The following is a 26,538-nucleotide window of genomic DNA, read 5'->3' on the forward strand; positions in this document are numbered from 1 at the left end:
CCCTATCCCTTCGTGGCGCCGACCGTGAGACCGCTGATGATGTGCCGCTGCATGTAGATGAAGAAGACGATCACCGGCGCGATCGCCAGCAGCAGGTTCGGGAAGACCTTTGTGAGATCCGTCGTGTATTGGCTGATGCCCGTGTAGATCGCCGTCGTCACTGTGTACTGCTCCGATGACGGACCGAGCAGGATCTGCGGGCTGACGAAGTCGTTCCACAGGCCGATCGAGTTGAGGATCAGGATCGTCACCACCGCGGGGCGCAGCAACGGGAAGATGATCGTCCAGAACGTGCGCAGACGCCCGGCGCCGTCGATGGATGCGGCCTGGTCGATGTCCTTCGGCACCGTCGAGATATAGCCGACCATGAGGAAGATGCTCACCGGCAGGGTCGTCGCCGAGTCGTAGAGCACGAGCCCCGCGAAGCTGTTGACCAGCCCGAGCGTGCGGAGCACGTAGATGGCAGGGATGACCATGGCCGCACCGGGGATGAACGTGCCGGCCAGGAAGTACAGCATGAGCAGCCGGGTCTTGCGGTTGGTGCTGCGCGCGATGACGTAGGCGGCGGGCCCGGCCAGTGCGATGCAGATGATGTCGACGACGATCACGATCGACGCGGTGAAGCCGTAGGAGGCCACCACGTTGTACTCCGGAGACGTGATCGCGGCCAGCAGCGGCTCCAGCGTGAGCCTGCCGAACGGGATCCCGAACGGCTGCGTCTGGATGTCCTGCTGCGTTTTGAAGGCGTTGACCAGCAGGATGTACGCCGGTCCGCCCATGAGCGGCACGAGGAGCGCGAGCATGACGATGCGCACCACGTTGGGACGTTCCTTCGTTCGCCTCGGCCGGCGCGACGGCTTCTTCGCGACGGCACTCGTGGTCACGGCCTCGGCCGTCGCGGCCTGGACGAGTATCGTTTCCGCGCTCATGCGTCACCTCCGGCAGCCCTGTCGCTGCGGTTGCGCAGCGCCGTCACGAGCAGCGCGAGCGCTGCGGACACGATCATGAGGAACACCGCCTGCGCGTTGGCGTAGCCGATCTTCGTGCTGCCGAAGGACTGCGCGAGGATCACGTACGCGTAGGTCGATGTGGCGCCTGCCGGCCCGCCTCCCGTGAGGCTGACGACGATGTCGTAGGCGCGCAGCAGACCTATCAAGTTGAGTATCAGAGCCACAGTGACCACCGGCGCGATCATCGGGATCACGATGTGCCTGTTGATCTTCCAGCGGCTGGCACCGTCGATCTCGGCCGCTTCGATGAGCTCGAGCGGAACCGTCTGCAGCGCCGCGACGAACAGCACGACATTGAAGCCGAATCCTGCCCAGACGATGACGGCGATGAGCGAGATGAGGGCCAGATTCTGCTCGAAGAGGAACCCGACGGGACCGACTCCGAACGCCGCGAGCAGCGTGTTCAGGGCGCCCTTGGTGCCCAGGATGGCGTTCCACAGGAATCCTAGGATCAGCGCGCTGATCACATGCGGGTAGTAGGTCAGGGCCCTGAACACCGAGTTGGTGCGTGACTTCTGACGCAGCGCCAGTGCATAGGCGAGACCGAGTCCGATCTCGAAGGCCGATCCGAAGATCACGATCAGCACCGTGACCCACATGGAGTGCGTGGTGTTCGGATCGGTGAACAGGTGCGTGTAGTTCTGGATCCCGAGGAAGTCCGCCTCGGAGAATCCGTCCCAGTCGGTGAAGCTCAGGTAGATCGCGACGATCACCGGAACCACCATGAGCACCGAATAGAGCAGCACGGCCGGGCCGGCCATGCCCAGCGAGATCGCCGAGTCCTTGAGTCGTCTGTTGCGTTTGCGCGCCGCAGCGCTCTCCCCGGACCGAGTCCGGGAAGAGCGTGCGTCGGGCATCACTGCGCCTGCGAGTCCCACCACGTGTCCAAGTTCTGCGCCACCTGCTGCGGGGTCGATCCCGAGAACAGCGCCTGGATCTGGCTGTTGAGCTGGGTCGAGTACCCGGGCACCGGCTGCTCGTCAGCGGCCTCGACGAATCCGCCTGGCGACGCGTCGATGATCTTCTGCACGCCCTCGCCGAGGCTGGACATCTTGTACGTGTAGCCCTTGCGGAAGTTGCCATCGGCCGCCAGCTCGCTGGCGACGGCCTTCTTGTCCGTTGTCAGCCACTTCACGAGGTCGATCGCTGCCTGCTGGTTCTTCGACTGCTTCACCACGACGTACGGGTCGGCGATGTTGCTGTACTGCTTCGTCGGGTATGTGCCCGTCGTCGGCATCGAGAACACGCCGATCTCGTCGCTCTTGCTCGCCTGGTCGGCGGCCGGCACGAAGAACGACCCCATCATGTACATGGCCGACTTGCCCTCGAGGAAGTTGGTCTGGCCGTCGGCGTACGCCAGGCCGAGATCGCTCTTCTCCAGGTAGCCCTTGTCGACCCACGACTTGTAGGACTTCAGCGAGTTCACGTAGTCCTTGTCGCCCGCGAAGCTGACATCGCCCGCCCTGCGCTGCTTGATCCAGTCCGGCGTCTTCGTCATGGTTGTCGAGTCGTTGAACATGGTGAACTGCCCGCCCGTGACCCACTGGCCTGCGGTCTGCAGCGGCTGGTAGCCGGCATCCTTCAGCTTGCCCATCGCCGAGGTGAACTGGGCGACGGTCTTGATCGTGGATGCGTCGAGCCCGGCCTTCTCGAACGCCGCCTTGTTGTAGAAGACGAGCGACTGCACCTGCTGGCCGGCGCCGACGAGGTACGTCTTGCCGTTGATCTTGTAGTTGTCGACGAGCGGAGTGTCCTTGGTCCAGGACTGCTTCGACAGATCGGTGAAGAGCTTCGCCGTGTCGGCCGTCGGCGTGACCTGCTGCACGATGTCGGGCGGGTCGCCTGCCGCGAGATCCTGGTTCAGCTTGTCGCTGGCCGAGATCGTGCCCGTGCGCTCGAGGCTCACGGTGACGCCCGGGTTCGCCTTCTCGTACGTGTCGAACAGCTTCGTCCAGTACGCGACGGTGAGGTTGGGCGAGATGTTGACGATGATGCGCAGGTGCGCGGGCGCGGCCGTCGCCGCGCCGGTCGTCGATCCCGATGCGCCGTTCCCAGAACAGCCTGCAAGCACCATTGACGCTGCGCCGGCGACCACTGCAACGGCGCCTATGCGCCGCCAGATCCCCTTGCCTTTCATTCCGACTCCACTCTGATGTCCGGGGGTTGAGGCGGGGGAAGCGTCCCGAGCCTCGTTGCTGGATCGATGGTCGGCTCCGCAGTCCGATGCTGGCGACCAGGTCGGGTGCGCCCGGTCGATCGGACTGCTCCGGTCCTCGTCGAGCCCTTGGAGCGACTATCGATAGTCGAAAGAATTACATGGACCTACCGCGGGCGTCAAGCCGGAACCCGGCAACGCAGCCTTCACAGGCTGTCACCCCCATCGACGGGAAGCGAAACGCCGGTGATCATCGCCGCCTGCGACGACGCGAGGAAGACCGCCGCATTCGCGACATCGGATGCCGTGACCCAGCGCCCGAGCGGCTTGCGCGCTGCCTGCTCGGCGAGCTTCGCCTCGATCTCCTGCTCCGTACCGCGCATCGTCGCCCGCAGCATCGGAGTGTCCACGCCGCTCGGGCACACCGCGTTCACCCGGATGCCCTTGCGCGCCAGGTCAACGGCGAGCGTGCGCGTCATCCCGACCAGACCCGCCTTCGCGGCGGCGTACCAGGGCGCCCCAGGGTGCGCCTTCAACCCGGACGTCGACCCGGTGAACGTGATGCTCGCGGCGTCCGATGCCTCCAGGCCCGGCAGCATCGCCGCGACGACGTTCGCCGGGCCCTGCAGGTACAGCTCGAGCATGGGGCCGAGGTCCGCCTCGACCCGGCCGGCGCTGAGGAAGACGGCGTCCACCCCGCCGAACGCCTCGAGGGTGCGCCGAGCGAGTTCGGCGAGTTCGGAGGGCACGCGGATGTCCGCCCTGGTGAAGATCGCCTCCGATCCGCGCCCGCGCAGCTCGTCGACCACCGCGGCTCCGCGTTCCGCGTCGAGGTCCGACACGCTCACCTTCGCGCCGCGCGCCGCAAACAGCTCGGCCGTCGCTCTTCCCATGCCGGATGCGCCGCCGATCACCACGGCGACCCGTCCCTCGAAATCCGCCACCATGTGCATCCTCCTCGATTTCGTGAATACTATCGTTCATCGATAGTCGTTACGGATGGTCGCAAGACTGCGTCCGCCCCGAAGCGACTCGTCAAGCGTGCCGGATGCCTGGCCGCACCGTCGACGTGCCTCCCGCCCGCCGACGTCACGACCTCGGCCCGCACGCCGCAACCGGAAAGGACACGTGAGCTCATGCCCGTGCTCGATCTGCCGCTCGATCAGCTGCGCGACTACCGTCCAGCGACGACCGCCCGCGAAGACTTCGACGCCTTCTGGGCCGCGACCCTTGCCGAACACGCCGGATCCGAGACCGTGGTGGACTTCGACGGGATCGACACCCCGCTGGCCACCATCGAGACCTTCGACGTGACGTTCGCCGGCTTCGACGACCAGCCGGTCAAGGCGTGGCTGCATCTGCCGAGGCACCGCAACGGATCCCTCCCCTGCGTCGTGCAGTACATGGGATACGGCACGGGCCGCGGAACCCCCGTCACGCTCACGAACCTGCTCTACAGCGCCGCCGGATACGCCAACCTCATCGTCGACAACCGCGGACAGGTCGGCAGCGACACCGCCGACGGCGACGCGGAGCAGCGGGCACAGGCGTCCGGATTCCTCACGCAGGGCATCCTCGATCCGGAGACCTACTACTACCGACGACTCATCGTCGATGCCGTGCGGGCGATCGGTGCTGCGGCGGCGCATCCGGAGATCGACGCGGAACGTCTCGCTGTCGCCGGCGGAAGCCAGGGTGCGGCGCTCGCACTGGCGGCGGCGGCGCTCGACGGCACCCCCGTCGCGGTGCTCGCCGACCTGCCGTTCCTCAGCCACCTGAGACGGGCCGCTGACGTCGCATCCGCCGGCCCCTACCTCGAACTCACGAAGTTCGGACGTGCGAGGCCCGAGCTCGTCGAGCGCGCCTTCACCACGTTGACGTACTTCGACGCCGTGAACTTCGCGCCGCGATCGACGGCATCCGCGCGATTCTCGGCCGCCCTGATGGACGATGTCGCTCCGGCCTCCACGGTGTTCGCCGCCTACAACAACTACGCAGGACCCAAGACGATCGACGTGTACCCGTTCAACGGACACGAGGGCGGTGGCCAGCTTGCAGCGGAGCGTCGCCTGGCGTTCCTGAGCGAGGTCTTCGGCACGACGGATGCCGCGGCATCCGCTCAGCGGACCGCCCTGCACTCGCTCGCCTAGCGCGGCCGCCGCCGGTCGGGCTCGACCGACGGGCGATGTCGCACCCCGGGCCTACGCTGGCCGCATGACCAAGCGCATCCCGCTGGAGGGCGCCGACATCGAGGTCGTGCCCGCCTTCGGCCACTGGGACGGCTTCTACGACGTCGTCGGGGTGAAGAAGCCGGGCGGCGGCGGATGCTGGTGCATGTCGTACCGCGACGCCACGCTGCACAACGACGAGCGCGCCGCCTACATGAAGAACGAGTGCGAGCACGCACCGGGTCCAGGCGTGCTGGCCTACGTCGACCGGGATCCCGCAGGATGGTGCTCCATCGCACCGCGCTCCACGTACCGCCGGCTGATGAACTCCCGCACCATCCCGTTCGTCGACGACCAGGATGCGTGGTCCATCGTCTGCTTCGTCGTGAAGCCCACCTACCGAAGGCAGGGGCTGCTGCACACCCTCCTCGACGGGGCGGTGCGGCACGCGAGAGAGAACGGCGCTGCGGTGGTGGAGGGGTATCCGGTGGAGCTCTCCGGCGAGGCCGGCCAGGGCCGGGTCGACATGATTTCGGGATACGTCGGCAGCACCGCCCTGTTCGAGTCCGCCGGCTTCGAGCGGGCGACGCTGACGTCGTCCCGCATCGGCGACCGCGACCGCTGGGTGATGCGCAAGCGACTCGACTGAGCGCGTCCGCGGGGCGTGTGCGCGTCATCCGCTCCGTCCAAGCCTCCCGCACGCTCGCACAGGCGCTCCAGTTCACCCGGTCTGGGGCAGCCGTGCCCTTTCGGCTGCGCACACCATGGGGACTGCGATCAGTCCATCGCTGAGGGGTCCCCATGACCAGCATCGACACCGAGGCCACAACACTCCAGCAGAAGTCCAGCAAGCTCAGTCTTCCCGCACTCACGGCGATGGTCGTCGGGTCGATGGTGGGCGCAGGCGTCTTCCAGCTCCCTGCCCGCTTCGCCTCGCAGACCGGCGTCTACGGGGCGCTCATCTCGTGGGCGATCGCCGGCCTCGGGATGCTCACCCTCGCGCTGGTCTTCCAGACGCTCGCGAACCGCAAACCCAAGCTCGACAACGGGGTGTACGTCTACGCCCGCGAGGGGTTCGGCGTCTATCCAGGATTCCTCTCGGCCGTCGGATACTGGGCGTCGGCGTGCGCGGGCAACGCGTTCTACTGGATCCTCATCATGACCACGGTCAGCCAGCTCTTCCCCGAGTTGAAGCCGGTGCTCGGTGAGGGCGACACGTGGGTGGCGTTCATCATCTCCGCCGTCGCGGTCTGGGGATTCTTCTTCCTCATCCGCCAGGGTGTCAAGGAGGCCGCAGCCATCAACGCGATCGTCACCGTCGCGAAGCTGGTGCCGCTCGCCCTGTTCCTCGTGCTGGTCATCTTCTACTTCAAGTGGGACGTCTTCGTCGGCAACCTCTCGGGCGGCTACGACGTGCCGGGCGGCGATTCCCTGTTCCTCCAGGTGCAGGGCACCATGCTCGTCACCGTTTTCGTGTTTCTCGGCATCGAGGGCGCGAGCGTGTATTCACGGCACGCGAAGAAGCGGTCGGATGTCGGCAAGGCGACCGTCGTGGGCTTCCTGTCCGTGCTCGCGCTGTTCGCGTGCGTGTCGATCCTGTCGTACGGGATCCTGCCGAAGGCCGAGATCGCAAAGCTCCCGCAGCCATCCGTCGGGAGCGTGCTCGAGGCGGCGGTCGGACCGTGGGGCGGGGCCTTCATCCGCGTCGGCCTCATCATCTCCGTGCTCGGCGCATACCTCGCGTGGCAGCTCCTGGCGGCGGACGTGGTGTTCGCGGCGGCCACCGACAAGGACATGCCGAAGTACTTCGGCAGGCTCAACAAGCACGACGCACCCGTGAACGCCGTGCTGTGGACGTCGATTTTCGTCACGGTCATCCTGTTCGCCGTGCAGTTCCTGCACAACGCGCTGGACTTCACGCTCGATCTCACCGCTGCACTGTCGTTGGTCCCCTACGCGCTGGCCAGCGGATATGCGGTGAAGATCGCCGTCACCCGCGACGGGTACGACCTCGCTAAACCGAGAAGCGACCATCGCACGCGCGACCTCGTGGTCGCGATCGTCTCCACCGTCTACACGCTCTTCCTCATCTGGGCCGCCGGCTACGTGTTCATGTTCCTCGCCGGCATCCTGCTCGCCCCGGCGACCCTCCTCTACTACTTCGCACGACGAGAACAGCGAGCGGTCGCCGCACCCGGTGTCCGCGTTCCCGTCTTCAGCAGGCCGGGCTGGATCGTGTTCATCGTTCTCGTCGTCTTCGCGATCGTCGGCATCGTGCTGCTGGCGACCGGCGTCGTCGAGATCGCGCCGCCGCCGCCCGAGGAGTACTTCAACCACTGACCGGCGCGCGCCGGGCCGTCGACCGAGATCGCCGAGCAGGCGAAGCGAGTCGAAGCGCAGAACCGCACGGCGCAGCAGAACAGCATCCCAGACAACCGAACACATGCGAGAAACAAGGAGTCCCGATGTCGAACCAGCCGTACGGCGTGCATTCCGAGGTGGGCAAGCTCAACAAGGTGCTGGTCTGCAGGCCCGGGCTCGCCCACGAACGCCTCACGCCGAGCAACAACGACGACCTCCTGTTCGACGACGTGCTCTGGGTGCACAATGCCAAACGCGATCACCACGACTTCGTGCTCAAGCTGGAGTCGCGCGGCGTCGAGGTGGTGGAGCTGCACGACCTGCTCGCACAGACCCTTGCCGTGCCCGGCGCCAAGGAGTGGCTGCTCGGCCACAAGATCACAGCGAACGAGGTGGGTGTCGGCCTCGTCGAGGACACCAGGGCGTTCCTGGAGTCGCTGGATGCCGCCACCCTCGCCGAGTACCTGATCGGCGGGCTCTCCACCCGCGACCTCCCCGCGGAGTTCCGACCCGCCTATCTGGCGCTCGCCAGGGAGTCGACCGGCGTCAACGAATACCTGATGCCGCCGCTGCCGAACACGATCTACACCCGCGACACCACGTGCTGGATCTACGGCGGGCTCACCCTCAACCCGCTGTTCTGGCCGGCCCGCCACGACGAGACCCTCCTGATGAAGGCCATTTACCAGTTCCACCCGGACTTCACCGGCAACACCGTGTGGTGGGGGGATCCGGAACTCGAGTGGGGTCAGGCCACCCTCGAGGGCGGCGACGTGATGCCCATCGGCAACGGCGCAGTGCTCATCGGCATGAGCGAGCGCACGTCGCGCCAGGCCATCACGCAGGTGGCGGCGAAGCTGTTCGAAGCGGATGCCGCATCCCGCGTGGTCGTCGCCGGCATGCCGAAACTACGCGCCGCCATGCACCTCGACACCGTGTTCACGTTCGCCGACCGGGACCTGGTGACGTACTACCCCGACATCGTCGACGGCATCCAGGCGTTCTCGCTGCGCCCCTCAGACAACGGCCCCGTCGAAGTGACCGAGGAGAAGGATCCGTTCGTCGACGTGGTGGCGGATGCGCTCGGCCTCGCGAAACTGCGCACCGTCGAGCCCGGCGGCGGCTGGTATGCCGGCGAGCGCCAGCAGTGGGACAGCGGAAACAACGCCGTCGCCGTCGAGCCGGGAGTGGTCTTCACGTACGATCGCAACACCCACGTCAACACACTGCTGCGCAAGGCGGGCGTCGAGGTGATCACGATCGTCGGCGCAGAACTGGGCCGCGGTCGCGGCGGCGGCCACTGCATGACTTGCCCGATCTCCCGCGACCCCGTGGAGTTCTGACCACCCCACCCCACCCCACCCCACCCCACCCCACCCCACCCCGAGGGTGCCCGTTCCGCCGCCCGAGGGTGCCCCTTCGTCCGCCCGAGGGTGCCCGTTCGTCCGCGCGAGGGTGCCCGTTCGTCCCCCGAGGGTTCCCGTGGAACGGTCAGCCGTCGTTGCCGGTCCAGCCCTTGCGGTGGAACCACCACCACATGAGGCCGGCGGAGACCGCCATGGTGCCGATCCCGAGGAAGAAGAACGCCCAGGGGCCGATGAGTACGTGACCCACTTCCCAGCTGAAGTTCATGCCGAAGAATCCGGTCAAGAAGCTCAAGGGCAAGAAGATCGAGGCGATGATGGCCAGCTGCTTCGACGTCTCACCCTGCTTGTTCGCGACGGTGGAGAGGTAGAGATCGGTGCAGCTGGCGACCATCTCGTGGTACGAGTCCAGCTCATCGGTGATGCGGATGAGGTGGTCGTACACATCACGGAAGTAGTCGTGGCTGTCCGCCTCGAGCCCGGCCAGGTCCGCGATCACCTCGATCTCGCGCGCGAACACGTCGCGCATCGGAACGACCGCCTTGCGCAGTTGCAGCAACAGCCGCTTGAGGCGGAACGTCTCCTCGAGTTCGCGGCGACCGGCACCGGAGACGATGGCATCCTCGAGGTCGTTGATCTCCTCGTCGAGGTCGGCCAGCATCGGGAAGAAGCTGTCCACCACCACGTCGACGACCTTGTACAGGTAGTACCGCTCCGTCTTCGTGGGGGACGTGTGCGAGAACTGCGCCTTGAGCTCGTCGAGTTCGGCGTACGGGTTCTGGTGCAGCGTCACGATGTAGTCCCCGCTGAGGTGGCAGTGCACCTCCTCGAGCGGATGCGGGTTGCGATCCTCCGGCTGCGACCCGACCCCGCCCTCCAGCACGAGCAATGCGGTGTCGCCGTACGTGTCGAGCTTCGGCCGCTGCCCGAACCGCACACTGTCGTCGACGGCGAGCGGATGCAGCCCGAGCAGCGACCCGAGCTGCTCGACCTGCTCCCTGGTCGGCGCGCTCAGGTCGAGCCAGAAGAAGTCCTGCTTCTGCCGCAACTCCTGGATCAGCGCGTCGTCGATGGTGTCGAGGATTCGCATGGGGGGCTCCGTTGCTCAGGGGGGTGGGCCATCCGTCAGCGTATCCGCGGTCGCTGATGCTGCAGCGGATGCTGCTGCCTCCTTCCTGAGACCCGTCCCATCCTGGCCGCGGCGAGGCGGCCTCAGCCTGCCGCTGGGCGCAGAGCCGCGAACGCCTGGATGCCACGCAATGCCAGATTCCGCACGCCGAGCCCGAGCGCCGTGCGCGGAACCAACAGGGTCGAGACGGATCTCACAGCCCGCTGCTTCGGCATGACCAGTGCACGATGCCTCGCCTCGTACCGGGCGAAAGCCGCGGCCGGATCCAACGGATGCTCCGCGATCGCATCCGCGAGCGTTCGCGCACCGAGCAGGGCCAGGGTGGAGCCGTCGCCGAAGAGCGACACGGATGACGCAGCATCCCCGAGCAGGGCCACTCTCCCCTGCGACCACGAATCGAGAGAGATCTTGGTGACGGCGTCGAAGTAGACATCGGGGGCCGTCATGAAGCGCTCGACGAACTCCGGCACCCGCCATGCCAGTCCCGAATACGCATCGGCGACGACGGACCTGTCCCACTCCCGCCGGTCTGCTTCGAGCGCCGCTGGACTGTGGAAGATGAACGCCGCGCCGGGACGCCCGCTCGACGGGTGGAGGGTGAACGAACGCCCGGGAACGTTCAGCATGGTCACCTCCTCCGGATCGAGCCGCTCCTCTGGCGACTCGACGGTGGCCACGAACATGCCCAGCCTGCGAGCGAAGGATCGTTCGGGGCCGAAAGCCAGCGCCCGCACCCGCGAGTGCTGACCATCGGCACCGATCACCAGCTCGAACTCGTCTGAGGCCCCCGATTCGAACTCGACCGAGACACGGTCGGCGTGCGGCCGAATGCCGGAGATCGACTCGTCCATCACGATCCGAACCCGCTGCGATGCCGCCTCGGCCAGGATCTTCACCAGCTCGGCACGCGGCACCTCGATGCTCTCGACCCCGCGCGCCGCCGTGGACGCAGGAAGCTTCGCGATACGACGTCCTCGGCGGTCGACGGCGACGAGCCAGCGCACGCGCGTGGCCGCGGCGCGCAACCGGTCCCCGCCTCCCATGGCGTCCACGAGTCCGAGGGCTTCTCCCCGCACGTCCACCGGATTGCCGCTGGATCGCTGCCCAGCCGACTTCTCCACGACCGTCACGTCGACGCCACGCCCTGCGAGCTGCCAGGCAAGGGCAGCGCCGGCGATGCCGGCGCCGGATATCAGCGCTCGAACCATTACTTCGCTCCCGTCTCCGCATTCCATCCGACTCGCACTCATTGCAAGTTCGCATCGAGTGCAATTTAGCAGTCGTTGCTAGGATGTCAACCGTGAGTACGTCCGAATCCCCGGTCGCGGCACCGACGCTGCGCGAACGCAAACGCGCTCAGACCCGCGAACGCATCATCTCGGCAGGCATCGAACTCTTCGGTTCGAACGGCTACGACGCGACCACGGTGGCCGACATCGCGGCTGCCGCCGACATCGGCACCCGCACGTTCTTCGGATACTTCGAAAGCAAGGACGCACTGCTCTTCGGCGCCGGATCCGATCGCACCGACATAGCGGTCGCCACGATCGCCGCCGCATCCCCGGACGAGGATCCGGCACGCGTGCTGCTGCGCGGACTGGATGCGGCATCCGAGGCCACGGAGCGGGATTTCCTCAGCGACCAGGCGCAGCTACGGCTCCAACTCGTCGACTCCGTGCCTGCGGTGCGGGCCCGCGGCGCGTTGGAGCAGATCGCTGCCATCCGTGCCATCGCCGACGCCCTCGGCTCGAGGTTCGCCACGCTCGACGCGGCCCACGCCGCTGCGCTGGCGGGCGCATTCGTCGGTGCGAGTTCCGCTGCGGTGCAGACCGTGCTGCAGGAGGACCGCAACGCGTCCCCGGTTCGGCGCGCACGTCGAATCCGCACGGCTGCCGCGTTCGCGCTGGGGGTGCAGGAGTGACACACATGAACACCATCACCGAGGTCCGCCTCCACAGCAGGCCGGTGGCCCTCGTGCGTCCATTCGTCACTGCCGTGCGCACCGCCACGGCGATCGACGCCCTCATCGTCGAGGTCGTCGACTCCGACGGCCGCAGCGGATGGGGCGAGGCGCCGACCAGCTGGCGCGTCACAGGTGAGAGCCCGGCGAGCGTGACGGCAGCGGTCGAGGGGCCGCTACGCGAAGCCGTGGTCGGGATGCCCGTCGATCCGTCGGGAGCAACGGAGTCCGCGGCCGGGACGGCTGCACTGGCATCCGCATCCGAAGCGAGCGCAGCGCTCGAGGCCGCCGTGGTGCGCAACTCGGCGGCCCGCATGGCTGTCGACTGCGCGATCTACGACCTGGCGGCGCAGGCGGCGGGAGTTCCGCTGTACGAACTGCTGGGGGCATCCGCTTACGCGGGCTCGACCGGCGTGCGCACCGACATGACGCTGTCGGCCGTCGTCGACGCCGCTGGCATCGCCGGGCTCGTCGAGGCGGCAATCGAGCATCGGGATGCCGGCTTCCGCACCATCAAGGTCAAGGTCGGCGCGGGCGGCGACGACATCGCTGCGATGCGCGCCGTGCGGGATGCCGTCGGTACGGCGGTGACGCTGCGCGCCGACGCCAACCAGGGCTGGACGCCCGAGCGGGCGGTCGACGTCATCCGAGGGTGGGAGGACGCCGGGCTCGGCGTCGAGCTCGTCGAACAGCCCGTGCACCGCGACGACCTCGACGGCCTCGCGTTCGTGACCGCGCACGTCGGAACGCCGTTGCTCGCCGACGAGAGCGTATGGACGACGCGCGATGCCCGCGAGGTGATCGCCAGGCGCGCTGCCGACATGGTGAACATCAAGCTGGCGAAGACCGGGGGCATCCGGGAGGCGATCGCACTGCGCGACCTCGCGAGGGCCGCGGGCGTCTCTGTGATCGTCGGCTGCATGATGGAGAGCCACGTCGGCATCGCCGCCGCGAGTGCTGTTGCGGCATCCGTGAACGCGCAGTCCGGTGCCCCGACGGCGCACGATCTCGACGCGGGACTCTGGCTCAGTGCGTCACCGGTGCGCGGAGGCATCCGCTACGACCGTGACACCGTGCGGATACCCGACGCACCTGGCCTGGGGATCGACGGCCTCGTGGTCTGACCCGAGCAGGTTGGCGTACCGCTGGTCGAGGCGCGCCACTGCCGGTCGAGCCGCTCCCCACCGCTGGTCGAGCTCGTCGAAACCGGCTCGACCAGCGTATGGAGAACCGGTTTCGACGAGCTCAGCCAGCGGCAGGGGCAGCCTCAGCTCGCCGAGCCCAGGCAGGTGCGCGCCGACGGAGCTGCCGCTGGTAGCGCCGTCTGACCGGCGGGCAACGCCCCGTTCACCGCGTAGTACGCCAGGTCGGTCGCGCGCTGCTGCGTGTTCGCCGCCACCGATGCCGCGCCGTTCATGAACAGATCCGCTCCCGGCAGCACGTTCAGCGCGCGGGTCACATAGTCGAACGGCGTGCTGCCCGGGTCGACGGCGGAGGGGTTCGCCCATCCGCACGTGTTGTACTCGAGCGCGTTCAAGGCCGCCTGACCGACCGCGATCACGAAGTGGTCGCCCGACAGCGTCGCCGCCCACGCCACCTGGTACGACGTCGTCACCTGACTCGACGACAGCCCGGCAGATGCTGCGGCCGCCTGCGCAGCCGGCAGGTCGCCCGCTCCGGCCGAGTACAGCAGCACCCGGTCGGCGAACGCGGCTGGACTCGACGGCAACGCCTGGGTCGCCCAAGGTCCGCTCGGCGCCGCCGTGTCACCTGTGGTGTCCATCGCGGGCCCGGATGCCGTGTCCAGGTACACCTGCAGCGGCTGGTGGGCGATCGGCTCGGCCGCGATGCCGGTCACCGCTGTCGCCGTGCCGGGCAACGCGGCGGTCTGCCACCCGGACCCGTCGTTGTACGCCACGGCCGGGGATCCGTTCGCGCTCAGGTACGCGACGACGGATCCGAGCCGGTGCGCCGGACCATCCTGGAGCGTTCCTGGCGGGTTCGGGAAGTCACCGAGCGGGCCGGACACCGCGCTCGGCAGCTCGTACGTCGACGCGGCGATGGCGCCGGCCGCAGGGCTTCCGGGCAGGGTGGTCGTGGTCCAGGCACCGCGCGACTTCCGGGTGAGCTGCACGAGCGCCGGATCGCCAGAGCGGCCCGCACCCACGGCACCGTTGACGACCACGCTGGCGACGCCGTCGGGTGTGGTGAGCGCCGAGAGTGTTGCCTGCTTCGACACGCGCGCCGGCGAAGGAACGGCCGCCCAGTCGTGGCTTGCCTGCGAGATGGTCGTCAGCTTGCCGTTGTGCCCGATCGCGTACACGATCGGTCCGTCTGCCGTCTCGCTCAGCGCCAGGGGTGCCGGCTGCACGGCGAAGTCCGTCAACGTCCTGGTCGACCAGGTGCCGGAGGATTCGCTCGTCTCATTCAGCAGACCGTTCGCGTCCACGAAGAACACGGCGGGGCCGGATGCCGTGTATGCCGCCACGACGTCGGCTCCCGTCGCGGGCGTGCCCGGCAGATCGTTGCTCACCCATCCGCTCGAGCCGAGGTAGCTCTCTGCGAGAGAACCATCCGATGCGCGGAAGTACGCGTGCGGCGTCGTCGCAGAATTCACCTCGGGGTCGATGTACGCGAGCGCGGCGATCGCACCGCTGGGTGCCGGCGTGCCCGCCGCCGCCAGCTGGAGCCAGCTGGCGCCGTCCCACACGTCGGCTGCGAGGCTTCCGGATCCGCTCGCCCGCACGAAGCGGTAGTACGACACCGGATAGCTCGAGTACCACGTCTCCGTCGACGGCACAGCCGCGACGGAAGCGGATGCGCCAACGACGTTCACATTCTTGGTGACGGTCGTGATGGTCCCGAAGCTCGAGGTCGCCGTCACCGTGACGGTGTGCAGGCCGGGCGTCGCGAAGGTATGGGTCACATCCGCTCCGTTGCTGTTGGTCGCGCGGCCGTCGCCGAACGTCCAGTAGTACCCGGTCATCGAGCCGCCGTTCTCACTGCCCGCCGCGTGGTACACGGCTTCGGTGCCCGTCACCGCGGTGTCGGGACCGGAGATGGATGCCTTCGGGTTCGGGTGCTGCGCGGCCGTCGGCGGCGACACCAGCGCCCACACCTCTCCGGCGCTCCACGTGTTGTGTGCGAACGTCGTCAGGTCGAGGTTCACATCGTGCTCGACCTTCACGTTCGTCGACGATGAGAAGTCGCCGTTGACCATGTCGACCGTTCCGTCGTCGTGCACCGCCACGATGATGCCGACGTGATCCGCGTATCGTGCAGCACTGATCGCACCGGCGTGGAAGAACACGACGGCATCGCCCACGACCGGGGTGCCGGAGTCCGCAACGGGCGTCTGCCCGTCATCCACGGCCCACTGCACGAAGCTCGATGCCGCTGCGTTGATCGTGTTCATGTCTTGCGTGATGCCGGCCTGCTGCCACACCCACTTCACGAAGTCGGCGCACCAGTTCTCGTTCGAGTTCCGCACGTTGAACGTGGAGTCGTAGCCGCAGCCGTCGGAGTTCGCGGAGAATCCCGCGACCTCGGTCGTGTACGGGTTGCAGTTGAGACCGCCGAAGCCCGTCACGACAGGGTTGTCGCCATTGCCCACCTGACTGAGCGCGATCTTCGCGATCGAAGCTCCGAGTGCGTTGACGCCTGCGGTGCTCGCGGAGTCGCTGGACGTCTTCGCCTGATCCGTCGGTGCCGGCGCCGCGGTCCCCGGTGCGCTGGTGGGAGCAGCAGCGCTCGTGGAGGTTCCGGACGCATCCGGCGATCCCGCTTCCGCGAACGCCGGCTGGGCGAGCGCGAACGTGGCGATCAATGCAGCAGGCAATGCCAGGGCCACCCATCTCCGCCTGGTCGGCGGCGGCGCATCATCTGATCGAGCTTTCGAGTATGGGCGACGTGATCGTGCCATCTGATTTATCTCCTTTGATGTGTCCGGTCGGTATGGGACCGGAACGACAGCGTTTGGCCGCTTCCTCATCCACCGAGAAGCGCAGCAGCCACTCCTCTGATGGCTTCGCGTCCCTGCTCGGGCTTGAAACCGCGGGTGCAGACGGCGAGGTAACGACGCGATGCGGGTTGCCCGACGAACGCGACATCGTGTTCGATGCCCGGAACGTCACCCGACTTCGACCCCCACGGCGTCCCTGATACCACGACGGAACCGATCCGCGGATGCTCCTGCGCCTCCAGCACGTCGCGCATCCACGCAGAGTTCGTCCTCGTGGTCAGTGCGCCGCTCAGTATGCCGCGCATCACGGCGACCAGGTCTGCCGCGGTGGTCTCGTTGGTCAGTCCGGCACGTACCGCGCACGGATCTCCGATCCGGCGTTCCATGCGTGTGTTCGGAGCACGGCAGAGGCGGAATGCCTCTGCGATCGGGGCCGGGCCCAGGCGATCGAACAAGACGTTCGTCGCCTCGTTGGACGATCGGTCGATCATCATCGCCACGAGTTCGCGAATGGTCGCGGACGAACCATCGGCGGGGAACTGCGGATCCGTGTCATCGGGATCCAGCCGGAACTCCTCGATGGTTCCTTCTGCACTTTCACACTCGAAGACTCGCCTGCATTGCAGCGCATCGTCGAGGCGCAGCGCGCCGCGCTCAGCGAAAATGGCTGCGGCGAGCATCACGCCGAGCTTGACGGTGGATGCCGCGTAGAAGACGGTGTGCGCGTGACGGGATACCAGCATCCTCCCGCGCTCGTCGCACATCGCGTACGCGATCAAGGGCGCGCTCGCGCTCGCCGTCGAGACGATCGGATCGCCGGAGTGCAGGTGCTCACCTGCCCGGCCCGCGCCCGCCGTCACCTCTCCCCGCGCAGCCGCGCCAAGCTTTCGCGGCTGGTTCGGAGCGCTTCGACGCTCGATTCATAGCTGGTGCGCGCGACCCCCACGAACACGTAGTCGACGATAGTCAGCTGGGCGATCCTGCTGGCCATCGCGCCGGAACGGAACGTCGTCTCGCGCACGGATGTGAGCAACGTCAGATCGGCATCGCGAGTCACCGGCGACTCGGGTGCATTCGTGATCGCGACGGTGACCGCCCCTCCCGCACGTGCGACCCGAAGAAGCTCGCACACCTCTCGGGTCTGGCCGCTGTGCGAGAAGCCGATCACGACATCGTCTGCTCCGAGGAGTGACGCAGAGCTGATCGCGTCGTGGGCGTCGGTGAACCCCAGAGCCACGCGACCCACGCGCAGCAACTTCTCTCGCAGGTCTCGCGCACCCATGTTGCTGGCCGCCACCCCGAATGCCAACGTCCGTTGTGCGCCGGCAACGGCGTCGATGACACGTTGAAGCGTGTCGAGGTCGAGGCTGGCCGCCGTTTCGCGGATGCCGAACAACTCGGATCCGCTGATCTTGGCTACGGTCTCGGCGAGGCTATCCGTCGGGGCGATGTCGGATCCGTAACTGCTGTCGGCCCCGAGCTGAGCGGTCTCCGCCGCGAGTTCGGCCGCCATCTGCAGCTTGAGCGCCGCATAGCCGGCGAATCCCAGAGTCCTCGCGAACCGCACGATCGTGGCCTCGGACGTCTGGCACAGCTTCGCCAATTCGGTGATGGTCAGCTCGAGCACGACTTGCGGCCTGGCGACCACGATCTCCGAAATCCGCTTCATCGACGGGGGATACCGTTCGGTGAGTGCTTGCATGCTCGACTGGATGCTCACGCGAGAGTCCGTCCCGGGACGGACGAGGGCTCACCGGCGAGCCCCACGCGAATGGCAATGGTTTTCAGAAATCGCCTCATTGGTGGAGATGCTATACATCCACGGCGCCGGAGTCGACCCTCTCCATACCGGATTTCAGTCGCCGTTGGAGCGCCAAGGCTCGGCGGCATTGGGCGGTCGCGGGCTGCGATCAGAGTCGAGTCACGACAGCGGGCGCCAGTCGTCCGGCCCGAGCGCATGCCCCGCCCCCGCACCCTTCAGCCGCGGCAGGAAGTGCGCCCAGCCGGCGCGATGTCCCGGGACCCTGGCATCCGGAAGTCCGGTGTGCGTGAGATCGACACGGGTGCCGCCCGAGACGGCCGTGAGCTCGAAGCTCACCAGGGATGCTCCGGGCGGCAGATCCTCGCTGCCCGCTATCCCCCACGACACGACAACGCGGTTGGGGCGGTCCACCTCGAGGTACTCGCCGCGGATCGGGAAGCCGGCGATGTCGACGCGGAAGCGCCCTCCGCGATGCGGCTCCAGCGTCGCGAACTCGCCCATCCAGGCGGTCATGCCGTCGGCGGTCACGAGGTAGTCGAACACGGTGTCCGGCTCGGCCTCGATGTCGATGGAGGCGTGGAAGTCAGGCATTCGAATGCCTGCCCGAGTTCGAGTCGCCCTCGGGCATCTCGACGGCGACCGTGCCGCGCGCACCGGCCTCGACGGCGGCCTTCAGGCGTCCGAGCTGCGACGGCCAGAATCCGTCGAGGTACTCCCGAACCGCGGCCAGGCCGTCGGTGCGAACGGCGAACAGGTGCCGCGTGCCGTCGCGTGTCTCGTCGACGAGTTCAGCCTCGCGCAGCACGCGCAGATGGTGCGAGATCACCTGCTGCGAGAGTGAGAGCGCTCCGGCGATGTCGCCTACGGCGCGCGGCTCATCCCGAACCGCGGTCAGGATGGCGCGGCGGTTGCCGTCAGCGAGGGCGCGAAGCCCGCGGTCGATCGCCGCAGCGCTCGATGTGCCCTCACTCACGTGCGCTCCCTCGGTCGTGGACGACTCTATCATCCACAATTGCACCCTTGTACTCATGGACATTTGTATTTAGAGTGCGGATATGGACACCACATCCCCCGCGGGCGTCGCCCGCGCCTACATCGAAGCGGTCGGAGCCCACGACCTCGACGCCGTCGAGGCGCTGCTCGCCGAATCCCTCGAGGCGAGGGTCGGAACCGGTTCGTCGGACAAGGCGCAGTGGCTGGCCGCGCTCGGTCGCCTGCTGCCCGCACTGGAACGCAACGACATCCGCGACGTCTACGAGAACGGCGACCACGCCTGCGTCGTCTACGACTTCGTCACCAGCACTCCGGCCGGCGCAGTCGTCTGCGTCGAGAACCTGCGCATCGCCGACGGACGGATCACCGACATCGAGCTCATCTTCGACAAGGTCGCCTTCGCGCCCGTGAACGAGGCGCTGCGCGCCGGGATCGCCGCATCCGCCTGAGTCGTCGGTGCCCGCCGGTCGGGCACCGACCGGCGGGCGAGCTCACCGAGACCGGCTCCGCCGCCGACCGGCGAGAGCCCACGCACGGCGACGGTGCGTCGGCTACGCGAACGGATCCGGCGTCAGCGTGTACTTCGTGGAGAGGTACTCGTGGATCCCCTCGAATCCGCCCTCGCGCCCCAGGCCTGACTGCTTCACGCCGCCGAACGGTGCCGCGGCGTTCGACACGACGCCAACGTTGAGGCCCATCATGCCGGTCTGCAGGGACTCGATCATCCGCTGGCCGCGGGCGAGATCCTTCGTGAACACGTAGCTCACGAGGCCGTACTCGGTGTCGTTGGCGATGCGCACGGCATCCGCTTCGTCGTGGAACGGCACGATGGCCACGACCGGGCCGAAGATCTCCTCGCGGAGAATGTCGCTGCCTGCCACGACATCCGTCACGACCGTCGGCTCGAAGAACGTGCCGACGCCGTCGATTGCCGAGCCGCCGACGCGCAGCGTCGCGCCGCGTCCCACGGCGTCCGTCACCAGAGCGGATGCCTTCGCCACGGCCCTGTCGTCGATGAGCGGTCCGATCGTGACGCCGTCGTCGGTGCCGCGGCCCACCTTCAGCCCCCGCACGCGCTCCGTCACCTTCGCGGCGAACTCCTCGGCGACCGCCTCGTGCACGATGAACCGGTTGGCCGCCGTGCACGCTTCGCCGATGTTGCGGAACTTGGCGAGCATCGCGCCGTCGACCGCCTTGTCGAGGTCGGCGTCGTCGAAGACGACGAACGGAGCGTTGCCGCCGAGCTCCATCGAGGTGCGCAACACACCCTGCGATGCCTGCTGCAGAAGCTTCTGCCCGACCGGGGTCGACCCGGTGAACGAGAGCTTGCGGAGCCGCGGATCCGCGATGATCGGCTCGGACACCGCGCCCGACGTGGTGGTCGTGATCACGTTGAGCACACCGCCGGGGAGGCCTGCATCCGTCATGAGTTTCGCGAAGTACAGAGTGGTCAACGGCGTGAGCTCGGCCGGCTTGACGACGACGGTGCATCCGGCGGCGAGCGCAGGCGCGATCTTGCGGGTCGCCATCGCCAGAGGGAAGTTCCACGGCGTGATCAGGTAGCAGGGCCCGACGGGGTGTTGCGTGACGATCATGCGCCCCGTGCCTTCGGGGTTGACGCCGTAGCGTCCGGTGATGCGCACGGCCTCCTCGCTGAACCAGCGCAGGAACTCGCCGCCGTACGTCACCTCACCGCGCGCTTCGGCAACGGGCTTGCCCATCTCCAGCGTCATCAGCAGCGCGAAGTCGTCGGCGCGCTCCTGCAGCAGATCGAACGCACGGCGCAGGATCTCACCGCGCTTTCGCGGAGCGGTGGCCGCCCACGAATCCGCAGCGTCGACGGCGGCATCGAGTGCGCGGATACCGTCGGCCGGCGACGCATCCGCGATGGTCTTCAGCACCCTCCCTGTCGATGGGTCGAGCACGTCGAGCGCACTCGGGCGTTCCCCTGGCGCCCACTCACCGCCGATGTACAGCCCGTCGGGTACGTCGGCCAGCAGTTCCGCCTCGGTCAGCTTTCTGTTCTCAGGCATCGGTCAGCGCCTTTCCCACGATGTCCAGTCCTTCGATCAACAGCTCATCCGAGATCGCCAGCGGCGGCAGGAAGCGGATGACGTTCCCCCACGTTCCGCACGTGAGCAGCACGACGCCCTGCGCCACCGACGCGGCCAGCACGCGGGAAGCGAGCGCGGCATCCGGTCGCCCTGCCCCTCCGTCGCCGGACGGATCGACGAGCTCCATGGCCATCATGGCCCCGCGACCGCGAACATCGCCGACCCGTGGATCGGATGCCTCGAGCGCGTTCAGTTTCTCCCGGATGATGTCGCCTAGCTGCTTCGCCCGCTCGGCGAGGTGCTCCTCCTCGTACGTCTGGATGGTCGCGAGCGCAGCCGCGCACGCGATCGGGTTGCCGCCATAGGTTCCACCAAGGCCGCCGACCTGGGACGAGTCCATGATCTCGGCGCGTCCGGTGACGGCCGAGAGGGGAAGGCCGCCTGCGATGCCCTTCGCCGTGGTCACGAGGTCGGGCACGATGCCGAACTGCTCGCTGGCGAACATGGTGCCGGTGCGGGCGAATCCGGTCTGCACCTCGTCGGCGATGAAGACGACGCCGTTATCGTTCGCCCACTTCTGCAGCGCGGGCAGGAATCCCTCTGCCGGGACGATGAATCCGCCTTCGCCCTGGATCGGCTCGATGAGGATGGCCGCCAGGTTCTCGGCTCGCACCTGCGCCTCGATCTGGTCGATGGCCCGGCGGGCGGCATGCGCTCCGCTCAGTCCGTCTCGGTACGGATAGGACAGCGGCACCCGGTACACCTCGGGAGCGAAGGGTCCGAAGCCGTTCTTGTACGGCAGGCTCTTCGCGGTGAGCGCCATGGTGAGGTTGGTGCGGCCGTGGTAGGCGTGGTCGAAGACGACGACGGCCTGCTTCTTCGTGTAGTGGCGCGCGATCTTGACCGCGTTCTCCACGGCCTCGGCACCGGAATTGAAGAGGGCGCTGCGCTTGGCGAAGTCGCCGGGCGTGAGGCGGTTGAGGGCCTCGGCCACCTCGACGTACGAGTCGTACGGCGAGATCGTGAAGCACGTGTGCGTGAACTGCGCGACCTGGCGCTGCACGGCTTCGACGACGCGCGGCGCCGAGTTGCCGACCCCGGTGACGGCGATGCCGCTGCCGAGGTCGATGAGCGAGTTGCCGTCCGCATCCACGAGAACTCCGCCGCCGGCGGCGACCGTCGCGACAGGGATGCTGTGGCCGACACCCTTCGCGACCGCCTCGGCCTTGCGCGCCAGCAGTGCTCGCGACTGCGGTCCGGGGATCTCGGTCACGAGCCGCCGTTCCTGCGGCAGCTGCGGTCCTCCGGTGGGGATGGGCGCCTGCGCGGTGCCCGACGCGGTGTCGACGATGGTCATCATTGCCTCTCTTCGGCTGGTGCGGCTCGGCTGCCGACCACTCATCACTGAAGTGCGAACGGGCGACACCGATGATCCCGGTGTCTGAGTTCAGGCTAGGTCCGGGGCCGGATCCGCCGACTGGACACACTGGCCATTCAGGCGCGACCAAGTGGCCACTTTGTACACTCTGGATATGCCCATGCCGACAGTGCGCATCCTTCTCGCTCGCCGCGAATTCGGCCTCACGCTCCTCACCCCTACGGATGCCATGCCGGCCGCTGGGCTCGACGCCGAGGCCTCCTGGGTGCACAGTTCCGATCTCCTCGACCCGACCCCGTTCCTGACTCAGGGCCAGGTGCTGCTGACGACGGGCACGCAGTTCGGCGGATCCGCTGCGGGCCCCACCGCGACCGGCCGCCCCGCTGCCGGCGATTCCGCCACCGACAGTTCCAGCGACAGCGATGATTCCGACTACGACGGTTACGTGAGGCGCCTCGTGGGCAGCGGCGTCGTGGCGCTGGGATTCGGCACCGAGGTCGTGCGCACGACACCGCACGGTCTCATCGCCGCCTGTGTCGCCAACGCCCTCCCCCTGCTCGACGTGCCGTACCGCACACCGTTCATCGCTGTCGCCCGCTACGCGGCGGACCTCCTGGCCGAGCAGGACTACGCGCGGAACACCTGGGCCCTGTCCGCTCAGCGGGCGCTCTCGCTGGCGGCGCTGCGACCGGACGGGCTGTCCGCGACGCTGGCGGAGCTGGCCAGGCAGCTGGGCGGATGGGTGGCACTCACCGACGCCAGCGGCGCGGTCCAGCGCGCGTTCCCGGCGAAGGCCTTGTCCGAGTCGTCCCGCGCCGACATCGAGACCGCGGCGAAGCGGATGCTGCTCGGGCGCCGCCGCGCGGCATCCAGCGTCACCGGGGCGCACACCACCGCCTCGCTGCAGACGATCGGAGCGAGCGAGCGCCTGCTGGGCGTACTGGCGCACGGCGGCAACGGCGACGCGGATCAGGCGACGCAGCAGGTCGTCACGAGCGTGGTGGCGCTGGCCGGACTCGCCCTCGAGCAGGGTCACGCGGTGGAGACGGCCGGCACCGCCGTTCGCGCGGCCCTGGTGCGGGCCCTCGACGATGTGCGGGCATTGGCAGAGCAATCGGATGGCCTTTCGGCATCGGAGGTCGCGGCGCTCGGGGCGGCGCGGTCCCGCATCGATGCGGAGCTGGAGCCAACGCGGATGGCCGATGCCGCCACGGCCTCGGCTTCTGGCGGCGGGGCGGCAGGGCTGCTCCCGGGAGTGGACGATCCGCAGATCCGCTCCCGAGCGATGGCCTTGCTGGCGCCCTTGACAGCCGGTGACCAGCAGGGCGTGCTCGCCCGGTCACTGCTGGTCTGGCTGGAGCACAACGGCGTCTACGACTCCGCTTCCCGGGAGCTCGGCGTGCATCGGCACACGCTGACGGCGCGCATCCGCTCCGCCGCGCACCTCCTAGGACGCGACTTCACCGCGTTCGCCGACAGGGCGGAGGTGTGGGCGGCACTGCGCGCTGTCCGCACCCGTGCCTGACCGTGATCGCTCACGGACCACCCGCTTCGGAGGACGCGCTTTCGCTACGGACGACGGACCATGGTTCGGGGGACCCGATTCGATGGGCCGGACGACGGCGTGGGGGCGGCGATGAACGACGTGCAGAAACCGGGAGCGGATGACGGACTGGGTGAGGAGCCCGGCGCCGGAGCCGCCGAGCTCTTCGCCGTCGACGCCGACGGCGAGGTCGTCGAGATCGAGATCGTCGCGACCGAGACCTTCGCGGTGGACGGATCAGGGGAGGTCGTCGACGTCACGACGACCGTCGAGCTCATCGAGGAGACCCCGTGGCGTCTGCCGGCCGAGACCGCACCGCAGGAGCGCATCTGGATGGCGTTCCCTCCCGCGGACGCGTACCTTGGCGACACCGCCGACGACCTGGATGCAGCACGCAACGCGTGGACCGAGGTGGCCCACGGCATCCTTCGCTTCGAACCGGTGACCATGGTGGTCGACCCGCACGACGTGGCCGTTGCGCGCCGGTACCTCTCGTCCGAGGTCGACATCGTGACCGCGCCGCTCGACGACGCCTGGATGCGCGACATCGGTCCCACTTTCGTGCGCGACGAGAACGGCAGGCTCGGTGCCGTCACCTGGCGCTTCAACGGCTGGGGCGGTCAGGAGTGGGCCCGCTGGGGAAACGATGCGGTCATCGGCGCACTGGTCGCGGCGCGCGCCGGGGCGCGCAGGGTCGTGAGCGATCTCGTGAACGAAGGGGGCGGCATCCAGGTCGACGGGCTCGGCACCGTGCTGCTCACCGAGAGCGTGCAACTCGATGCCGCACGCAACCCGGAGTGGAGCAAGGCGGATGTCGAAGCCGAGTGCGCGCGCACCCTCGGCACCACGAACCCCATCTGGCTGCAACGCGGGCTGTACAGAGACGATCAGCGGTTCGGCACCCACGGGCACGCGGATCTGGTCGCCGCCTTCCCGTCGCCGGGACGCGTGCTCGTGCACAGCCAGACGGATGGCACCCATCCCGATCATGCGATCACCCGCGAGGTCGTCGACGCGCTGCGCTCCGCGCGCACACCGGACGGCGACGAGTGGGACATCGTCGAGCTGCCCGCACCACAGGTGCTGCGCGATGCGCACGACTTCGTCGGCTACAGCTACATCAACCATCTCGTCGTGAACGACGCCGTGATCGCCTGCACCTTCGATGATCCGCACGACGAGCAGGCCCTGGACATACTCGCAGAGGCATATCCCGGTCGGGAGATCGTGGGAGCGGATGCCCGGGCCATCTTCGCTCGTGGCGGCGGCGTACACTGCATCACCCAGCAGCAGCCGGCCGCACGGTGAGGCGGGGCTGTCGAACGTGACTCACCGCTGGTCGTCGTGCTCACCGCTCGTCGTGCACCGGTGACACATGCCGCGAACGGCATGTCACTGGAACTGATACCGCTTGAGTTCCACCACTCGACGGGCGGCGTCGTCCACGGTCGCGGCGAACGCGGGATCCGCCTTGGCCTTCGCCACCACCGCGGCGACCATCGGCGCGGCGAGCGATGAGTCGGCGGAGATGAGCACGATGTCGACTCCGGCCTGGAGCGCGAGGATGGCGCGATCCGCCGGCGACCACGCCGACGTCTGCTCTGCCACTGACAGATCGTCGCTCATCACGACGCCGCGGAATCCCAGCTTGTCTCGCAGCAGCCCGGTCACGATCGCGGACGAGAACACGGCAGGCGAATTCGGATCCAGTTGCGTGTAGATCGCGGTTGACATCATCACGACCCGGGCCTCGCGCTGGATCTCTGTGCCGAACACGCCGACGCTGGGGCTCGTCGCCGTCGTGACCGTGTCCGTCACACCCGAGTCCGTGTCGGTGTTCTCGGTCACGTTGCCGAGACCGGGGAAGTGCTTGATCACGGGAACCACACCGGACGTGTCCATACCCGCGCGGAAGGCGTCCGCATGGCCTGTGATCGTGTCGGGGTCGTATCCGAACTGACGGTCGAAGCCACCGATCGGCGGGTTGTTCTCCGCCGCCTGCGGCGACGGGATCAGGTCCACGACCGGCGCGAGGTTCATGTTCACGCCTGCCGACTTCAGCTGACTGCCCCAGCGCGTCGCGGCATCCCTCAGCGCGTCCGGTGCCATGGCGCCCTGCTGCAGACCGGATGGCATCTCGTCGAATCCGGGTCCGTTCAACACCTGCACCTCGCCGCCCTCCTGGTCGGTGGCGACGAACAGGGGCAGCCCCGCGGTTGCGGCAGGCGTCGCCTGCGATGTGAACTGCGAGACGACGGCGGCAGCGGCGCCGGTTCCCGCGTGCGAGCGCCCGGCGAGGAACACGTTGCCGATGTGAAGGCCGGCGATCGCCTTCACCGTCGTGGGATCCGCCGCCGTCGCCTGCGACCCCACCATGAAGAGCTGCCCGACCTTCTGTTCGAGCGTCATGCCTGCGATCGGATCCGCCGTGGTCGGCGTGGGAGTCGGGGTCGGTGTGTGCGTCGTCCGCTGGCTCGGGGTGCGTGTCGACGTCGGAGCGGATGTCGCACACCCGCCGAGCAGGCCGGCAAGCGCGGCCGCGACCGTGACTGCGACGGCCGCGCCGAGCATCCGGGAGGTCGGTCTGCGCACCTGTCGATGCTAGGCGACACGGCTCAGAGCTCTGTCACCCCGGATTCTCGACTCGTCCTCCTTATCGCCGAACCGCCCCCTGGCCTGCGGCGGCAAGGGGGCGATTCG

General features: G+C 68.0%; 23 protein-coding genes. 9 read left to right on the plus strand and 14 right to left on the minus strand.

Annotation, left to right across the window (positions count from 1 at the left end):
* Positions 1–2: 2 nt before the first annotated feature.
* The 4 genes from HII28_RS16780 to HII28_RS16795 all read right to left on the minus strand — a co-directional run bounded on the left by HII28_RS16780 (position 3) and on the right by HII28_RS16795 (position 4,112).
* Positions 3–929, minus strand: coding sequence for a carbohydrate ABC transporter permease (locus tag HII28_RS16780; RefSeq protein WP_170026997.1), 927 nt, complete (start codon positions 927–929; stop codon positions 3–5).
* The gene (locus HII28_RS16785; protein WP_205865026.1) at positions 926–1,867 is read right to left on the minus strand and encodes a sugar ABC transporter permease; all 942 of its coding nucleotides are present in this window, start codon (positions 1,865–1,867) and stop codon (positions 926–928) included. The genes HII28_RS16780 and HII28_RS16785 overlap by 4 nt, the downstream gene beginning before the upstream one ends.
* The gene (locus tag HII28_RS16790; protein ID WP_170026998.1) at positions 1,867–3,147 is read right to left on the minus strand and encodes an extracellular solute-binding protein; all 1,281 of its coding nucleotides are present in this window, start codon (positions 3,145–3,147) and stop codon (positions 1,867–1,869) included. The genes HII28_RS16785 and HII28_RS16790 overlap by 1 nt, the downstream gene beginning before the upstream one ends.
* Before the next feature lie 224 nt (positions 3,148–3,371).
* On the minus strand, positions 3,372–4,112 hold the full coding sequence (locus HII28_RS16795; RefSeq protein ID WP_170026999.1) for an SDR family NAD(P)-dependent oxidoreductase: 741 nt from the start codon (positions 4,110–4,112) through the stop codon (positions 3,372–3,374).
* Positions 4,113–4,301: 189 nt separating this feature from the next.
* Between HII28_RS16795 and HII28_RS16800 the strand changes: the two genes are divergently transcribed.
* The 4 genes from HII28_RS16800 (at position 4,302) to HII28_RS16815 (ending at position 9,037) form a co-directional block, all read left to right on the plus strand.
* On the plus strand, positions 4,302–5,315 hold the full coding sequence (locus tag HII28_RS16800) for an acetylxylan esterase (RefSeq protein ID WP_170027000.1): 1,014 nt from the start codon (positions 4,302–4,304) through the stop codon (positions 5,313–5,315).
* Between the two features lie 64 nt (positions 5,316–5,379).
* Positions 5,380–5,982, plus strand: a complete 603-nt coding sequence (locus HII28_RS16805; RefSeq protein ID WP_170027001.1) for a GNAT family N-acetyltransferase — start codon at positions 5,380–5,382, stop codon at positions 5,980–5,982.
* Between the two features lie 152 nt (positions 5,983–6,134).
* Positions 6,135–7,673 (plus strand): basic amino acid/polyamine antiporter, encoded by a 1,539-nt coding sequence (locus HII28_RS16810; protein WP_170027002.1) that lies wholly within the window; start codon positions 6,135–6,137, stop codon positions 7,671–7,673.
* A 125-nt stretch (positions 7,674–7,798) separates the two neighbouring features.
* On the plus strand, positions 7,799–9,037 hold the full coding sequence (locus HII28_RS16815) for an arginine deiminase (protein WP_170027003.1): 1,239 nt from the start codon (positions 7,799–7,801) through the stop codon (positions 9,035–9,037).
* Positions 9,038–9,185: 148 nt separating this feature from the next.
* On the opposite strand, the gene HII28_RS16820 is transcribed toward HII28_RS16815, so the two are convergent.
* Together HII28_RS16820 and HII28_RS16825 are read right to left on the minus strand one after the other, a co-directional pair.
* On the minus strand, positions 9,186–10,148 hold the full coding sequence (locus tag HII28_RS16820; protein WP_170027004.1) for a magnesium transporter CorA family protein: 963 nt from the start codon (positions 10,146–10,148) through the stop codon (positions 9,186–9,188).
* 122 nt (positions 10,149–10,270) lie between these two features.
* The gene (locus HII28_RS16825; protein WP_170027005.1) at positions 10,271–11,395 is read right to left on the minus strand and encodes an FAD-dependent oxidoreductase; all 1,125 of its coding nucleotides are present in this window, start codon (positions 11,393–11,395) and stop codon (positions 10,271–10,273) included.
* Positions 11,396–11,487: 92 nt separating this feature from the next.
* Here HII28_RS16825 and HII28_RS16830 point away from each other — a divergent pair, with 92 nt between their 5' ends.
* Positions 11,488–12,108 (plus strand): TetR/AcrR family transcriptional regulator, encoded by a 621-nt coding sequence (locus tag HII28_RS16830; RefSeq protein WP_170027006.1) that lies wholly within the window; start codon positions 11,488–11,490, stop codon positions 12,106–12,108.
* Between the two features lie 5 nt (positions 12,109–12,113).
* Entirely contained in the window at positions 12,114–13,271 is a 1,158-nt protein-coding gene (locus tag HII28_RS16835) for a dipeptide epimerase (protein ID WP_170027007.1), read from the plus strand.
* Positions 13,272–13,414: 143 nt separating this feature from the next.
* On the opposite strand, the gene HII28_RS16840 is transcribed toward HII28_RS16835, so the two are convergent.
* The 5 genes from HII28_RS16840 to HII28_RS16860 form a co-directional block, all read right to left on the minus strand.
* The gene (locus HII28_RS16840) at positions 13,415–15,997 is read right to left on the minus strand and encodes a PKD domain-containing protein (protein ID WP_170027008.1); all 2,583 of its coding nucleotides are present in this window, start codon (positions 15,995–15,997) and stop codon (positions 13,415–13,417) included.
* 137 nt (positions 15,998–16,134) lie between these two features.
* Positions 16,135–16,968: a serine hydrolase gene (locus tag HII28_RS16845; protein ID WP_170027009.1), complete on the minus strand. Its 834-nt coding sequence runs from the start codon at positions 16,966–16,968 to the stop codon at positions 16,135–16,137.
* Positions 16,965–17,828, minus strand: a complete 864-nt coding sequence (locus tag HII28_RS16850) for a MurR/RpiR family transcriptional regulator (RefSeq protein WP_170027010.1) — start codon at positions 17,826–17,828, stop codon at positions 16,965–16,967. Before HII28_RS16850 ends, HII28_RS16845 begins: the two co-directional genes overlap by 4 nt.
* A gap of 201 nt (positions 17,829–18,029) precedes the next feature.
* Positions 18,030–18,461, minus strand: a complete 432-nt coding sequence (locus HII28_RS16855; protein ID WP_170027011.1) for an SRPBCC domain-containing protein — start codon at positions 18,459–18,461, stop codon at positions 18,030–18,032.
* Positions 18,454–18,843 (minus strand): metalloregulator ArsR/SmtB family transcription factor, encoded by a 390-nt coding sequence (locus HII28_RS16860; protein WP_346769384.1) that lies wholly within the window; start codon positions 18,841–18,843, stop codon positions 18,454–18,456. The genes HII28_RS16855 and HII28_RS16860 overlap by 8 nt, the downstream gene beginning before the upstream one ends.
* A gap of 82 nt (positions 18,844–18,925) precedes the next feature.
* Between HII28_RS16860 and HII28_RS16865 the strand changes: the two genes are divergently transcribed.
* Complete coding sequence (locus HII28_RS16865) at positions 18,926–19,312, plus strand: nuclear transport factor 2 family protein (protein WP_170027013.1); 387 nt, start codon at positions 18,926–18,928, stop codon at positions 19,310–19,312.
* Positions 19,313–19,414: 102 nt separating this feature from the next.
* Here the strand turns inward: HII28_RS16865 and HII28_RS16870 are convergent, their stop codons facing one another.
* Both HII28_RS16870 and gabT read right to left on the minus strand, forming a co-directional pair.
* Positions 19,415–20,896 carry an NAD-dependent succinate-semialdehyde dehydrogenase gene (locus tag HII28_RS16870; RefSeq protein WP_170027014.1) on the minus strand — a complete coding sequence of 494 codons (1,482 nt, stop codon included), beginning with the start codon at positions 20,894–20,896 and terminating at the stop codon, positions 19,415–19,417.
* On the minus strand, positions 20,889–22,274 hold the full coding sequence (gene gabT, locus HII28_RS16875) for a 4-aminobutyrate--2-oxoglutarate transaminase (RefSeq protein WP_170027237.1): 1,386 nt from the start codon (positions 22,272–22,274) through the stop codon (positions 20,889–20,891). Before gabT ends, HII28_RS16870 begins: the two co-directional genes overlap by 8 nt.
* 175 nt (positions 22,275–22,449) lie before the next feature.
* On the opposite strand from gabT, the gene HII28_RS16880 reads away from it, so the two are divergent.
* Positions 22,450–23,820, plus strand: a complete 1,371-nt coding sequence (locus tag HII28_RS16880) for a PucR family transcriptional regulator (protein WP_240978334.1) — start codon at positions 22,450–22,452, stop codon at positions 23,818–23,820.
* 111 nt (positions 23,821–23,931) lie between these two features.
* Positions 23,932–25,146, plus strand: a complete 1,215-nt coding sequence (locus HII28_RS16885; protein WP_205865027.1) for an agmatine deiminase family protein — start codon at positions 23,932–23,934, stop codon at positions 25,144–25,146.
* An 84-nt stretch (positions 25,147–25,230) separates the two neighbouring features.
* Here the strand turns inward: HII28_RS16885 and HII28_RS16890 are convergent, their stop codons facing one another.
* Positions 25,231–26,430 (minus strand): glycoside hydrolase family 3 N-terminal domain-containing protein, encoded by a 1,200-nt coding sequence (locus HII28_RS16890; RefSeq protein ID WP_346769385.1) that lies wholly within the window; start codon positions 26,428–26,430, stop codon positions 25,231–25,233.
* Between the last annotated feature and the right edge of the window lie 108 nt (positions 26,431–26,538).

Source organism: Planctomonas sp. JC2975 (assembly GCF_012985205.1).
GTDB lineage: Bacteria > Actinomycetota > Actinomycetes > Actinomycetales > Microbacteriaceae > Humibacter.

Coding starts and splice junctions, on each gene's coding strand:
- HII28_RS16800 (WP_170027000.1), top strand. CDS start 4,302: ATGCCCGTGCTCGATCTGCCGCTCGATCAGCTGCGCGACTACCGTCCA.
- HII28_RS16780 (WP_170026997.1), bottom strand. CDS start 929: ATGAGCGCGGAAACGATACTCGTCCAGGCCGCGACGGCCGAGGCCGTG.
- HII28_RS16880 (WP_240978334.1), top strand. CDS start 22,450: ATGCCCATGCCGACAGTGCGCATCCTTCTCGCTCGCCGCGAATTCGGC.
- HII28_RS16855 (WP_170027011.1), bottom strand. CDS start 18,461: ATGCCTGACTTCCACGCCTCCATCGACATCGAGGCCGAGCCGGACACC.
- HII28_RS16795 (WP_170026999.1), bottom strand. CDS start 4,112: ATGGTGGCGGATTTCGAGGGACGGGTCGCCGTGGTGATCGGCGGCGCA.
- HII28_RS16810 (WP_170027002.1), top strand. CDS start 6,135: ATGACCAGCATCGACACCGAGGCCACAACACTCCAGCAGAAGTCCAGC.
- HII28_RS16825 (WP_170027005.1), bottom strand. CDS start 11,395: ATGGTTCGAGCGCTGATATCCGGCGCCGGCATCGCCGGCGCTGCCCTT.
- HII28_RS16815 (WP_170027003.1), top strand. CDS start 7,799: ATGTCGAACCAGCCGTACGGCGTGCATTCCGAGGTGGGCAAGCTCAAC.
- HII28_RS16885 (WP_205865027.1), top strand. CDS start 23,932: ATGAACGACGTGCAGAAACCGGGAGCGGATGACGGACTGGGTGAGGAG.
- HII28_RS16870 (WP_170027014.1), bottom strand. CDS start 20,896: ATGCCTGAGAACAGAAAGCTGACCGAGGCGGAACTGCTGGCCGACGTA.
- HII28_RS16835 (WP_170027007.1), top strand. CDS start 12,114: ATGAACACCATCACCGAGGTCCGCCTCCACAGCAGGCCGGTGGCCCTC.
- HII28_RS16865 (WP_170027013.1), top strand. CDS start 18,926: ATGGACACCACATCCCCCGCGGGCGTCGCCCGCGCCTACATCGAAGCG.
- HII28_RS16785 (WP_205865026.1), bottom strand. CDS start 1,867: ATGCCCGACGCACGCTCTTCCCGGACTCGGTCCGGGGAGAGCGCTGCG.
- HII28_RS16805 (WP_170027001.1), top strand. CDS start 5,380: ATGACCAAGCGCATCCCGCTGGAGGGCGCCGACATCGAGGTCGTGCCC.
- HII28_RS16790 (WP_170026998.1), bottom strand. CDS start 3,147: ATGAAAGGCAAGGGGATCTGGCGGCGCATAGGCGCCGTTGCAGTGGTC.
- HII28_RS16820 (WP_170027004.1), bottom strand. CDS start 10,148: ATGCGAATCCTCGACACCATCGACGACGCGCTGATCCAGGAGTTGCGG.
- gabT (WP_170027237.1), bottom strand. CDS start 22,274: ATGACCATCGTCGACACCGCGTCGGGCACCGCGCAGGCGCCCATCCCC.